The organism is Clostridium sp. D46t1_190503_E9 (assembly GCF_015555225.1).
Classification (GTDB): domain Bacteria; phylum Bacillota; class Clostridia; order Clostridiales; family Clostridiaceae; genus Clostridium.
Map to the genome: position 1 here is coordinate 103851 of NZ_JADNKB010000009.1, position 13966 is coordinate 117816.

The window sequence follows — 13966 nt, forward strand, 5'->3', positions numbered from 1 at the left end:
AAATTCAGAATTCATTATAAAAAAATATATATTTAAATAAAAATCCATGTAATCATGACTTAATAAAAAATTATATTCAATATTTAAATCAATTTAATATCCTCTATTGTTAAATAAATTTAAGTATTGCATTAATAATAGATGAACTTCTACAAATACTTATATAAAAAATAACCATAAACTTAATATTTAGTAAATAAGTTTATGGTTATTAATATTAGTTATTTATATAATTCTTAAACACATCAGAAAAATCTTTTTTAATGTAATTTTCTCTACTTATCTTTGTCCAATTAAAAGCATACTCATTTATATCTTTAAATATTTCTGCTGCATTTCCTTCAACAACCTTACTTGATGCACAAGCACTGGCTGCTATTTTTAAAGTTTCTTCAGATTTAGTAAGCATAATATCATTTTCATGTATTATATGAGATATTCTAATTAATGATTTATATAAATCCTTTAATTGTTCTATTTGATTTTTATCTACATCTATTGAAAAAGCTGTTTCTCCAATAATAAATTTAATTTCACAATCCAGATCTATAGTCCCAGCTGTTTCTATAGCAACATTTCTAATTTCATTTCTATAATAATCATATCTTGCCACAAGTCTCTTTTTACTTACAGCAGAAGTACCATCTACATGGATAAGAGCTAAATTAGTGAAGCAATACTCATCAGTTCTTGATTTTATAAGGAAAAATATTTGTTCTCCATCTTCATGCATTATATAATCATCTGCATCCACCTTATTAAAATCCTTTTTATCAATTATTTTTCCTATATCACTTAGTCCTAGAGCATCTGAAGCTAATTTTTTTAACATATATACCCTCCCAAATCCTTATAATTTTTTTATTTATATAGTAACTTTTTAATAACACATATATATTTTATTTTATCGAATTATTTATTATTAAAATTTATTTTTATATCTAAAAGAAAATATTCATGAATACATTTACAAAAACTCATATAAAAATATAACCTTTTTTTGCTTTCTATTAATCCCAAAATATACTTCTAGAATTTTGTAAATGCTCGTAATTACAAATTGGACATCTACTGTTAACTATCTCATCTTCACTAACTACCTTATATTTACTTCTACATATTTCACAGCTATACTCTAATTTGAAAATTTTATTATCATCATAATTAATTTCTACGTAAGGAACTGTTGCTAAATTTCCACACTTATCACATTTTACATATGCATTATAATAGCTTATATTGTTAATATTTTTCTTACTTAATATAAAGTCTATACTGTCATTTCTTTTCTTAGTAAGCTCTCCTCTAAACACTTCGAAGTCTTTAGTCCTAGAACCAATCCCTTCAAATAACGTTGCACTATAATCACATCTCTTACACTGAATGCTTACTCCTTTACCCAAATCTAATCCTCCTTAATTAATTTAACTATTATATGTATATTTTATCATAAAATTAATAGAATATTACAAATAAAATAGGGAAGATCAATCTTCCCTCTAAATGTAGTCTTCATATTCAGGTTTATTAGTCAGATCACTTAGTAAATGTTTTATTTCCTGATCCTTATTCTTGTCCATTATAAGAATAACATCTCCAGCATCTACTATAACTAAATCTTTTATTCCTAATCCAATTATTAAATTTTTATCTCCAAATATAGAGCAATTTTCACTATCTTGCAAATATACATTATTACTTGTTTTATTATCTTTCTTTTCTTCTAAATATCTACTTAGTGCTGAAAAGCTTCCTATATCATCCCATACAAAATCACTTTTTATAACGAAAGCCTTTCTAGTTTTTTGCATAACTCCAAAATCTATTGATATTCCATCTATTAATGAATATTGCTCGTTAATAACTTCTTCTTCATCTTCTTCCCCAATATGCTTATATATTTCCATTAATGATTTATATAGTTGTGGAAGATATTTTTCTATTTCTCTTAATATTACATCTGCTCTAAAAACAAACATTCCTGAATTCCATAAATAAGTTCCTTTTAATAAAAAGTCTTTTGCGACTTCCACATTAGGTTTTTCAGTAAACCTAGCTACTTTATAAGTTGGTATCTCTGATGATTGTATTCTTTGTCCCATCTCGATATACCCATAGCCTGTTTCTGCTCTTGTTGGAGATATACCAAGTGTTACTATTCCCCGTCTTTTATTTGCGATATCCACAGCTTGTGATAATGTTTCTATATAAACCTTCTCGTTTTCTATATGATGATCAGAAGGCAATACAACCATAACAGCATCTCCATCTTTCTTCAAAAGCTTAACAGCAGATAGACCTATACATGTAGCGGTTTCTTTGTTAATGATAAAGGCTATTTTTATAATACTTATATATTACTAATTACAACTCAAACTTTATATTTTATTACTAAACTTAAAATACACCTCAATCATTTTTTCTTGCTTTTCTTTATTTTCTGTAACAATAATTTTATCTACTACTGCCTCTATAAATTCTCTGTCTATTTCTTTAAGCTCTAATATTCTTTTTATTTTATTATTGTATATTTCTAAGATATTATTATTAATACTATTATCAATCATTGTATGCAGTTCTTTATTTCTTTTAATTAGTTTTTCTTGTTTATCTTGAATAACCTTAACCATATTATTAAAATTTCTTTCTGTGATTAAATCTGTTAATTTATCCTCATATAACTTTTGGAATTTATTATCTAATGTGGATAACTCATGTTCAACTGTGAGTAATTCTTTCTCAAAATTATTGTCTATCTTTATATCTTTTATTAGATTATAATATTTGTTTTTATCTATATTTTCATCTATTAACTTTATTAAATTTTCTTTTATGATTTCTATTAAATAATCTTCCTTTACGCTATGAGCTGTACACCTACTCCCACCTTTTTGACTATTTGAACATTTATATCCTTTATATTGTGCTTTATAAGTCATTGAGCCGTTACAATCCCCACATTTTAAAACTCTTGAAAATGGGTGCAAAACCCCATTTTTATATCTATATCCACTACTTCTTTCGCTTAGTAGCCTTTGAACATTATTAAATGTATTCTTGTCTATTATTCCATCGAACTCCCCTCCCCATATCCATTCACTTTCATCTGTAGCCCTAACTTGATTTATTTTATAACTTACCTTTTTCCATCTTTGTTGTGCCATATATCCGCCATACTTAGGATTTTTTAATATAGAAAATATAGTATTGCTATTCCATAACCCAGTCTTTTTATTTTTAAAGTTTTTTAATCTTGCTGCTGGTGGCTCTATGCCTTTTTCATTTAAATAATTAGCAATTTTTCCTGCTCCCCATCCACTTATATATAATGTAAAAATTTCTTTTATAACCTCTGTAGCTTCTCCACCTTCTGGTACTAATACTATAGTTTTTTGATTTCCCTCATAGTATTCCTCAAATTTATAGCCATATGGAGGCTTGCTGGCAATAGATGAACCTCTTTGCATTCTTTCTAATAAGGCACTTCTTACTCTTTTACTACAATCCTTAATATACATTTCATTCAAAATATTTTTAAATGGAATGATATCATTAAACTCATTTTCTGTATCTACATTATCTAAAACAGATACAAATCTTACATTATTAACTTTAAAATAATCCTCTAGATAATATCCTGCTAAAACATAATTTCTTGAAAATCTTGATAAATCACGTGTAAGAATCATATTAATCTTTTTATCTTCAATAGCTTGTTTCATCCTAATAAAAGCTTGTCTTTCGAATGTAGATCCAGATGTTCCTTGATCTTCATAAATATCGATTAAATTATATACAGAATTAATATCACTTATTTCTTTTTCTAAAAGCCATTTTTTTAAATTACCAACTTGTGCCGGAATAGATTCACTTTGATCCTTTTTATCTGTTGAAACCCTTGCATATATAGCTACATTCCATATCTTTTTCATTCTATTTATCCACCTCTACTTTATCTTCTAAAGATGGATTTAACTTTTTATCCAAGATAATACTACTATCTCCGTTTTTTATATCATGTGTCACCTGTAATAATTTATTTTTAATTACTTCATAAAGTAATTCCTCCAGGTTTTCATCTCCAAAATAAACTTTATTATTAATATTTACCAAGCCAATCCCTCATAATAATTGTTTATATAGAATTTTATTTATAACATTTTGTGGATATGCTTATATTTTATTTTATTAAAGTAAAAAGGCCGTATCTGGTGATATGATACAGCCTTTTTATAGTGCAATAAAAAAAATTAATATATTATTTTATAAATGGATTTTCTGTTTTATATAGCATTCCTTTAGGTTGATTAAAGCCTATTTCCTTAACTCCTAAGTATCTAAATAAATTATGGATTGCCTTACCAAAGTGTCCAAATGCAACTGCTCCATGATGAGGATATCTTCCTTCTATTAACACATGTCTATAGAATCTTCCCATTTCAGGAATTGCAAATATTCCTATTGCCCCAAAAGATCTTGTTGCAACTGGTAATACTTCGCCTTCTGCAACATATGCAGTAAGCTCTGCATCTGCATTACTTTGTAATCTGAAGAAAGTTATTTCTCCTGGAACTATATCTCCTTCAAGAGTTCCTCTTGTAATGTTTGGCTCTTGATTTGGCTCTAAAGCTCTTGCCATAATCATTTGATTTTTCATAGTACAGCTTGTTAATTTGCATGCTGCTGTATTACCGCAGTGGAATCCCATAAATGTATCTTTTAATGTATAGTTAAACTTTCCTTTGATATCTGACTCATACATATCTTTTGGAACTGTATTATTAATATCTAGTAAAGTTACAACATCTTGACTTATGCAAGTTCCAATATATTCACTTAATGCTCCATAAATATCAACTTCGCATGATACTGCTATTCCTTTAGCTGTTAATCTGCTATTAACATAGCATGGAACAAATCCAAATTGAGTTTGGAATGATGGCCAGCACTTATTAGCAAATACTACGAATTCTCTTGACCCTTTATGTCCTTCCATCCAATCTAATAATGTAAGTTCATATTGTGCAAGCTTAGGTAAAATACCAGGCATTTTATTTCCTTCGCCTAATTCTTTTTCCATATCTGCAATTACATCTGGAATTCTAGGGTCATCTTTGTGGTCATTAAATGCTGCATATAAATCTAATTCAGAGTTTTCTTCAATTTCTACTCCTAAATTATATAATTGCTTAATTGGTGCATTGCAAGCTAAGAAATCTTGTGGTCTTGGTCCAAAAGAAATTATTTTTAAGTTTTTAAGTCCAATTAAAGCTGTTGCTACTGGAATAAATTCTTCAATCATTTCTGAAACTTCATCTGCTGTTCCTACTGGATATTCTGGAATATATGCATTTACATTTCTAAGTGCTAGATTATAGCTAGCATTTAACATTCCACAATAAGCATCTCCTCTTCCTCCTATTAAGTCATCTCCAGTTTCTTCAGCTGCAGCAACAAACATTACTGGTCCATCAAATTCTTTTGCTAATAATGTTTCTGATGTTTCTGGTCCAAAGTTACCTAAATAAACTACTAAAGCATTTACACCTGCATCCTTTATATCTTTTAACGCTTGTCTCATATGAACTTCATTTTCTACTGTTACTTGACATTCATATATTTCTCCGTTATATGCTTCAACTACAGCTTTTCTACGATTTGCTGATAATTCCATTGGAAAACAATCTCTACTTACTGCTACTATTCCTAGCTTAACCTTTGGTATATTATTCATTTATATCTCCTCCAAATAACTTTTGTAAATTCTAAACATTAAATTTCTTATGAACTGATATTTATTTAAATTTATCTATTTTTAATAATGCAATTTATTGATCTCTCAACAACATTTTCTACTGTAAATCCAAATTTCTTAAATAATTCATTTGCATTTCCTGATTCTCCAAAGGTATCAAGGGATATTATATCTCCATCTAGCCCTACATACTTGTGCCATCCAAATGAAGTTAAAGCTTCTACTGCTAATCTTGTACGTACTCTATTTGGAAGTACACTTTCTTTATAATCCTTATCTTGAGCATCAAATAATTCAAAACAAGGAATACTTACTACTCTCGCATCAATACCCTGTTCAAAAAGCTTCTCCGCAGCCTTATACACTAATTCCACTTCTGAACCTGATGCCATTAATATAATATCTGGAACTTCTTTTTTAGATTCCTTAATTATATATCCACCTTTTAATGCTCTCTTTGGACACCCTTCATATAGTGGCAACTTTTGTCTTGTTAATACTAATGATGTTGGTGTTTCACCATTAGTTAAAGCATAATACCATGCTGCAGCTGTTTCCTTTGAATCGGCAGGTCTAAACACTGCCATATTTGGCATACTTCTTAGTGCTGCTAATTGTTCTATAGGTTGATGAGTTGGACCATCTTCTCCTACTCCAATACTATCGTGAGTTAAAACGTATGTTACTGGTAGCTTCATTAAAGAAGATAATCTCATTGCCCCCTTCATATAGTCACTGAAAACAAAGAATGTTGAGCAGAATATCTTAAGTCCACCATGAGCATATATACCATTAGATATCGCTGCCATTGCATGTTCTCTTACTCCAAAGTGAAGATTTTGTCCACTTCTATCTTCCGCTGAAAAATCTCCTTTATTGTTCATATAACTCTTATTTGAAGGAGCTAAATCTGCTGATCCCCCAATTAAATTTGGAACAATACTTGCTAATCTATTTATTATAATTCCTGAAGATTCTCTAGTTGCCATTTCTTTATCAAAGCTCCAGAATTCTTCATTATTTAATAATTCATCTTTATCTACTTCATTTTTTATCCACTTAACATATTCATCTGCTAATTCAGGATAAGAATTTTTATATTCATTAAATAACTCATTCCACTTTTCTTCTTTTTCTATTCCTTTATTAATATATTTATTCATATTTTCATATACTTCATCTGGAACATAGAAAGAAGGCTCAAGCTTCCATCCTAGGTTTTCTTTTAATGCTTTGATATTTTCTTCACCTAATGGTTCTCCATGCGCTGATGCTTTTCCTTGCTTTGCAGGACATCCAAAGCCTATTATATTTTTAACTATTATAATAGAAGGTTTTGAAGTTTCTGCTTTTGCTTCATCTATGGCACTTGAAATTGCATCTATATCATTTCCATCTTGAACTTTAATAACTTGCCATCCATATGCTTCATATCTTTTTGCAACATCTTCCCTAAAAGCGATATCAGTATCACCTTCTATTGAAATATTATTTGAATCATAAAGGGCAATTAATTTTCCAAGAGCTAATGTTCCAGCTAATGATGAAGCTTCTCCTGAAATTCCTTCCATAAGACATCCATCACCAACAATTGTATATGTGTAGTGATCAATAATATCAAACTTGTCCTTATTAAACTTTTGTGCTAAATATGCTTCTGCAATAGCCATACCTACAGCATTACATATCCCTTGTCCAAGTGGACCTGTTGTTATTTCTACACCTTTTGTATGTTTATACTCAGGATGTCCTGGAGTTAAGCTTCCAACTTGTCTAAAATTTTTGATATCTTCTATACCTATTCCATATCCAAACAAATGTAATAAGGAATATTCAAGCATTGAACCATGTCCTGCTGATAATATAAATCTATCTCTATTATCCCAATTTGGATTTTTTCCATTGTGATTCATTTTGCTCCATAAAGTAAAGGCCATTGTAGCTGCTCCAAGTGGTAATCCTGGATGGCCAGAATTTGACTTTTGTATTGCATCTGCTGATAAAACTCTTATAGCATTTATTGATAACTTATCTAATTCTCTATTCATATTTCCCTCACTTTCTTATAATCAATATCTTATTTATTTCCAAAAGCTTGTTCCCAATCTGCCTTAAATTTTTCAAGACCTTGATCTGTTAATGGATGCTTTAACATTTGTTTAACTAGTTCATAAGGAACTGTTGCTATATCTGCTCCTGCTCTAGCTGCATCTAAAACATGTATTGGATTTCTTACGCTTGCTGCAATTATTTTTGTATTTATTTGGTGTATGCTAAATATCTCTGAAATATCTCTTATTAAATCCATACCTGTCATTGATATATCATCTAATCTTCCAAGGAATGGACTAACATATGTTGCCCCTGCATTTGCTGCAAGTAAAGCTTGAGTAGCTGAAAATACTAAAGTTACATTAGTTTTTATACCTTCATTGTTTAAAACTTTAGTTGCCTTTAATCCTTCGCCTGTCATAGGAATTTTTACTATCATATTTTTATGGATTTTAGCTATTTCCCTACCTTCTTTTATCATTCCAGCAGCATCTTCACTAACTACTTCCCCACTAATTGGTCCATCTACGATTTCTGTAATTTCCTTTATTACTTCATTAAAATCTCTGCCTTCTTTTGCTATAAGAGATGGGTTTGTTGTTACTCCACAAATAACTCCCATTTCATTTACTTCTCTAATATGACTTACATTTGCTGTATCTAAGAAAAATTTCATTATTACTACCTCTCCTTTTATCTATAAATCTTTTTTATTAGTTATATAGTTGTAAATTTATATATTGTAGTATGTCTATACTCGTCATTTGCCTTAAGTAATGAAGTTTCAAAATTATTATCATTTATAGCATTAGGAACAAATTGCGTTTCTAAGCATACTCCACTTCTTTTTTCATAAGCTACATTATTTTTACCTATTTCAGATCCATCTAGAAAATTACCACTATAGACTTGTACTCCTACATTTGTTGTATACATTTCCATAACTCGTCCACTTACTTCATCAACAAGTTTAGCTGATAAAACCGATAAATCTCCTTTTGAGTTTAGTAACCAATTATGATCGTAACCTTGTCCAAATTCAATTTGCTCATCTTGATCGTTTATATTTTCTCCTATAGCTTTTAATTCCTTAAAATTCATAGGAGTATTTTCTACACTTCTTATTTCTCCAGTTGGAATTGAATATCTATCATTTACAGTGAAATTATCAGCATTAACCATTAACTTTTGATCTAAAATGTCACCTGAAGAATGTCCTCTAAGATTGAAATATGCATGATTAGTAAGATTAACTACTGTATCTTTATCACTAACAGCTCTATATTCTATCTTTATCTCATTATCTGCTGTAAGAGAATAGAATACATTTACATTTAAGTTTCCTGGATATCCTTCTTCTCCATCTTTACTTAAGTATGACAATTTTAATATATTGTTTTCGTCATCAATTATTTCTGCATCCCATACAACCTTATCAAAACCTTTTCTGCCCCCATGAAGATGATTTACTCCATCGTTTGCTGCTAAAACATACTCTTCATTATTAATTGTAAATCTACTATCTTTTATTCTATTTCCACATCTTCCTATTAAAGCTCCATGAAATTTCTTTCCATTTTCATATCCTTCAATACTGTCATATCCTAAAATAACATCGCTAAAGTTATCATTTTTATCTGGAGCATTAATTTCTACTATAGCTCCACCATAAGTTATTATTTTAACTTCCATTTTATTTTTATTAGTTAAGGTATAGCTTTTTACTTCTATGCCACTTTTTGTTGTTCCAAATGACTGTTCAACTATAGACATATTCTTCCCCCCACTTAATCTTATATTCATATTTATCTTATAATATACCTGATTCATGCTACAAGAAATTACTTATGTTTTTATGGACAATATTTATCCTATTGATTAATTTGAATTTCAATTTATATTTTTATAAAAAAAGAAGGATATACTCCTTCTTTAAAATATTATTAGTTTACATTATTAGAATCATCTACATTAAAATAGGAAACTGTATATTTTACCTTTTCTACTATTGCATCTAACTCCTTTGAAAAATCAGATACCTTTTCTATTTCTTTTATTTGCTCTTGAGTAGCACTTGATACTTCTCTAGTTGTTGCTTCTGTTTCTTCTGATATAGATACTATACTTTCTATTGCAGTCTTTGTAACTTCCTTTGACTCAACTATTCTCTCTATAGATTCAAAGACTTCTTTTAGTTCAATATCAATTTTTCCCATTGAATAGAAGATATCATTAAAAGCTGAACTAGTATCTTTTAAAGCGTCCATTTGTTGTATAATTACGCCCTTTGAATTATTTGCCATATTAGCAACTCCATCTGTTTTCCTTTGAATATTGCTTATTATATTAGATATTCTTATTGAAGATTCCTTTGACTTATTTGCTAAGTTTCTAACTTCATCTGCCACTACTGCAAATCCCTTTCCAGCTTCACCAGCTCTTGCTGCTTCTATTGCTGCATTTAATGACAATAAATTAGTTTGCTCTGATATATCTTTTATTATATCAACTATGTCTTTAATTTCTTTTACTTCATGATTTAAAGCATTTATTTGATTTACAATTTCCAAAGATATTTCATTAGTTTCTCCTGCCCTTAAGTTCAATACTTTTACTGTATCTACTGCTCCATTTTGTAAATATTTTGCCTTTTCTAAATGACTTAATACATTGCTTGCTTTTTCATTAACTATATTTATCTCATTTGATAAATTATTCATACAATCTAAGCTTTCAGTTGCACTAGATACTTGTCCAACAGCTCCTGTTTCTATTTCTACCATAGTTGCTGATATTTCTTCTGAAACTGCATATGAATGCTCTGCTGCTATAGAAATTACTTTTGTTCCATTAGATATATTATCAATTAAGCTTTTTATATCTTCTATTAACACGCTTATTTTCTTAAGCATTTCTTTAAATGCACCATTAACTTTTCCTATTTCATCCTTGTAATTATCATTTATATTGATGTGTAAATCTCCGCCTTTAGCCTTATCCATATGATTAATTAAATCTTGCAATGATCTTGAAATACCTCTTGATATTAATATAGAAATAATCATAGCTATTACAAAAGAGATTAAGCCTATTATTATTATATTTATGCTAATCTTATTAGCTTCCTTGTTCAAATAACTATATGGGATAGTAGATAATAAATACCAATCATTAGCTTCTATACTTGCAAAAGATATTAATTGTTTATTATTTGAACCAGAAAATGTTTTTTCTATATTTTCTTCCTTTTCGCCTAGTAGGCTAATTTCTCTTTTAACATCTTCTATAATCTTCTCTTCTTTGTATTTCTGTCCTATGTTAATCTTATCAGTATTCCCTATAATCGTTCCATCTAACCCTACTATTGATACATTATATCCTTCTCCTAAATCTATATCTTTTAGTACATTTGAAAAAATATTAGGGTCTATTTCTTGAATTAATAATCCCATCTTTTTACCATTATTCGGAGAATTTATTGGAGTAATATTATAAATTGAATATACATCATCATTCTTTTGTAAAATCCACTTTTGATCATTGATCTCATTTTCTTTCAAATAATCTAACATACTTATTGCAGTATTTCCTAAGCTATTGTTCTCACTATCTAAAATACTTATATTTTCTAAGTTTTTATTTGCTAGAGCTCTAATTCTCATTAATTTAGATAAAGATATAGTCATTTGATATTTTTCATTATAATCCATATTCTTACTATTCATTAAGTAATTTTGAATGTCTGGCTCCATAGATAATGATTTAGCTAAATCTGAATGTTTATCCATTTCATTTGAAATATTTCTCTTAATTTGCGAAGTAATTTGCGAAGAAAACTTCTTACTTTTCTGATTAATGGCATCTCTATATTGAAACAAAGATGTTATACCTATAAACAACAATATAGAAAGTATCAAAAATCCATAAAAGAATATTAACCTATATTTTATGCTAATGTTTCTTGATAAGTTATAAAGATTGTTTAATTTGAACTTTTTTGTTTTTAAACTATCTTTATTTTTATCAAATAGCTTTAGTATTTTCTTTTTCATATTTTTCTCCTTATACCTATATAGTAATAAACAGCCCCTTATTAATCGTTTTCAAAAAGATTGCATTTACTTTTATCATTATTCTCATAATACTATACTCTTTTTCAATCAAACAAGAAATTAATTATCTATATATAGACATATTTTGTCATTTTATTCTTTCTAATACTTTATCTTATTTCGTTTATACCGTAATGGCGTCATACCTTTTACTTCCATAAATCTTTTTATAAAATAATCCGTATTGCTATATCCAACCATTGTTGCTATTTCATATACTTTTTTATTTGTATTAAGTAGTAAATAAACTGCTTTTTCTATTCTAAATTCATTTAAATAATCCTTGAAGCTTTTATTATATTTTTTTAAAAACAATTGTCCTAGATATGCGCTATTAATGTAATATTTTTCACTTATTGATTTTAAACTTAGCTTGTCCATATAATTTTCAGCTACTTCTTTTATTACATAATTTAATACATTATCACTTATATTTTCTTTAATCTTTTTTAAATACCCTGATAATTCAAGTAAAAAACCTTTCAAGTATCTATTACTTCCTCTTCTCATTAAATTCTCATGTAAATCATAAGTAATAAACTCAATGATTTTGTTATTATTACATTCTAAATCTAAATCCTTAATAAGCATAATTATTCTATATGTTAAATAGTTAAAATCCATTTTTATAAATTCCAATGATACTGAATTAGTTTTAAAACTATCATATAGCAAATCTATATTTTCTATTATTTTCTCTTCATTATTTTCTTGAACTTGCTCTATTAATTCATCAATATATATTTTGCCTAATTTATATGAAGCATTGTTTTCATTAACTATATTATCATAATAATTTAAATCAGATGAATTTACTAAAAGTCTTAATATTTCTGCTGATTTATAAGATAATATTATATCTCTATTATTATTTACCTCTTTTCCTATATAAATATGAACCTTATGATTAATTTTTTGTTCTATACTTTCCTTTAAAAAATTTATATAATCCTCTTCATTTTCTCCATTCATTTCCATTATTTTTTTATTATATACAAACGATATATCGTATCCACTTTTTTGCTCTATCAATTTAAAACTAATATAATACTCATCTTCATTTACTATATCACTTATTATATTATTTAAATTACATTCCATTAGTTTCTTTTTATTGAGTGAAGCATCCTCAATATTGTAAACTTCAAACTCTATTATTAAACATCTAAACTTCAACTTTTTTCCTAAAGTATTTCCCATAAAACTCTCTTTATATCCTACTAACTCTTCCACCCAATCTTTCTCCTTACTTTTTAACCATACTATTTCTATAATCCTTTATAGATAATCCACTATATTTCTTAAACCAATTACTAAAATAATTAGGATCATCAAAACCTAACTTTTTCGAAATTTCATAAGCTTTAATATTGGGGTTTTCTAGCATCTTTAAAGCTATTTCCATTTTTGTTTTTATTATATATTCACCAAAATTCTCATTAGTCTTTTCCTTAAAAATCCTACTTAAATAAGATGAATTTATATAAAAATGTTGTGCTACACTTTTTAATGATAAATCTTTATTAGATATATTTTTTATTATATATTTTTTTATTTGGTTAATATTAACACACTTATCGCTTTCACATTCTTCTAATTCTATTATTTCTGTAAGATCTCCAATAGTTTCTTTAATACTTTTTACTTCATTAATTTCTGCTTTTTCTTTTTCTATTTTTTCTTTTAACCTTAAAACTGCCTCTTTTAATTCTTCGTCATCTATAGGCTTTAATATAAAATCACTTATTCCTAATCTTATACTTCTTTTTGCATATTCAAATTTATCATATCCAGTTATTATTATTATTCTAATTTCTGGATATTTTTCTAAAAGATGCTGGCTCATGTCTAATCCATTAGTCAATGGCATATTTATATCAGTTAAGACTATATCAGGTTTATTTTTTTCAATTAATTTTAAGCACTCATGTGCATTAGAAGCTTCTCCAACTATTTCAATATCTATTTCATCCCAATCTATACAATTACGTATAAGATTTCTTATTAAATACTCATCATCAACAATGATTATCTTTGTTTTCAATAG

At 27.6% G+C, this 13966-nt stretch carries 11 protein-coding genes and 1 pseudogene; all 12 read right to left on the bottom strand.

The window, feature by feature from the left end:
• Positions 1-217: 217 nt before the first annotated feature.
• The 12 genes and pseudogenes from I2E83_RS11750 to I2E83_RS11805 all read right to left on the bottom strand — a co-directional run bounded on the left by I2E83_RS11750 (position 218) and on the right by I2E83_RS11805 (position 13963).
• Positions 218-832 carry a PH domain-containing protein gene (locus tag I2E83_RS11750; protein ID WP_195429937.1) on the bottom strand — a complete coding sequence of 205 codons (615 nt, stop codon included), beginning with the start codon at positions 830-832 and terminating at the stop codon, positions 218-220.
• 178 nt (positions 833-1010) lie between these two features.
• On the bottom strand, positions 1011-1403 hold the full coding sequence (locus I2E83_RS11755; RefSeq protein ID WP_195266518.1) for a hypothetical protein: 393 nt from the start codon (positions 1401-1403) through the stop codon (positions 1011-1013).
• A gap of 96 nt (positions 1404-1499) precedes the next feature.
• Positions 1500-2324, bottom strand: a pseudogene (locus I2E83_RS11760) (sugar phosphate nucleotidyltransferase); the annotation flags it as partial.
• 54 nt (positions 2325-2378) lie between these two features.
• Positions 2379-3932: a recombinase family protein gene (locus I2E83_RS11765; protein ID WP_195429938.1), complete on the bottom strand. Its 1554-nt coding sequence runs from the start codon at positions 3930-3932 to the stop codon at positions 2379-2381.
• 1 nt (position 3933) lies between these two features.
• Entirely contained in the window at positions 3934-4113 is a 180-nt protein-coding gene (locus tag I2E83_RS11770; protein WP_195266514.1) for a hypothetical protein, read from the bottom strand.
• 145 nt (positions 4114-4258) lie between these two features.
• On the bottom strand, positions 4259-5734 hold the full coding sequence (locus I2E83_RS11775; RefSeq protein WP_195429939.1) for an L-fucose/L-arabinose isomerase family protein: 1476 nt from the start codon (positions 5732-5734) through the stop codon (positions 4259-4261).
• Positions 5735-5805: 71 nt separating this feature from the next.
• The gene (gene tkt, locus I2E83_RS11780) at positions 5806-7803 is read right to left on the bottom strand and encodes a transketolase (protein ID WP_195429941.1); all 1998 of its coding nucleotides are present in this window, start codon (positions 7801-7803) and stop codon (positions 5806-5808) included.
• A gap of 29 nt (positions 7804-7832) precedes the next feature.
• On the bottom strand, positions 7833-8483 hold the full coding sequence (fsa, locus tag I2E83_RS11785) for a fructose-6-phosphate aldolase (protein ID WP_195429943.1): 651 nt from the start codon (positions 8481-8483) through the stop codon (positions 7833-7835).
• A 41-nt stretch (positions 8484-8524) separates the two neighbouring features.
• Entirely contained in the window at positions 8525-9580 is a 1056-nt protein-coding gene (locus I2E83_RS11790; RefSeq protein WP_195429945.1) for an aldose epimerase family protein, read from the bottom strand.
• Between the two features lie 170 nt (positions 9581-9750).
• Entirely contained in the window at positions 9751-11859 is a 2109-nt protein-coding gene (locus I2E83_RS11795) for a methyl-accepting chemotaxis protein (RefSeq protein ID WP_195429947.1), read from the bottom strand.
• A gap of 162 nt (positions 11860-12021) precedes the next feature.
• Positions 12022-13152 (bottom strand): helix-turn-helix transcriptional regulator, encoded by a 1131-nt coding sequence (locus I2E83_RS18245; RefSeq protein WP_195429949.1) that lies wholly within the window; start codon positions 13150-13152, stop codon positions 12022-12024.
• Positions 13153-13165: 13 nt separating this feature from the next.
• Positions 13166-13963 carry a response regulator gene (locus I2E83_RS11805; RefSeq protein WP_207733851.1) on the bottom strand — a complete coding sequence of 266 codons (798 nt, stop codon included), beginning with the start codon at positions 13961-13963 and terminating at the stop codon, positions 13166-13168.
• Positions 13964-13966 lie beyond the last annotated feature (3 nt).

Excerpts from the sequence above, each read along its gene's own strand:
- I2E83_RS11750 (WP_195429937.1), bottom strand. The coding sequence starts at position 832 with ATGTTAAAAAAATTAGCTTCAGATGCTCTAGGACTAAGTGATATAGGA.
- I2E83_RS11765 (WP_195429938.1), bottom strand. The coding sequence starts at position 3,932 with ATGAAAAAGATATGGAATGTAGCTATATATGCAAGGGTTTCAACAGAT.
- I2E83_RS11775 (WP_195429939.1), bottom strand. The coding sequence starts at position 5,734 with ATGAATAATATACCAAAGGTTAAGCTAGGAATAGTAGCAGTAAGTAGA.
- tkt (WP_195429941.1), bottom strand. The coding sequence starts at position 7,803 with ATGAATAGAGAATTAGATAAGTTATCAATAAATGCTATAAGAGTTTTA.
- fsa (WP_195429943.1), bottom strand. The coding sequence starts at position 8,483 with ATGAAATTTTTCTTAGATACAGCAAATGTAAGTCATATTAGAGAAGTA.
- I2E83_RS11790 (WP_195429945.1), bottom strand. The coding sequence starts at position 9,580 with ATGTCTATAGTTGAACAGTCATTTGGAACAACAAAAAGTGGCATAGAA.
- I2E83_RS11795 (WP_195429947.1), bottom strand. The coding sequence starts at position 11,859 with ATGAAAAAGAAAATACTAAAGCTATTTGATAAAAATAAAGATAGTTTA.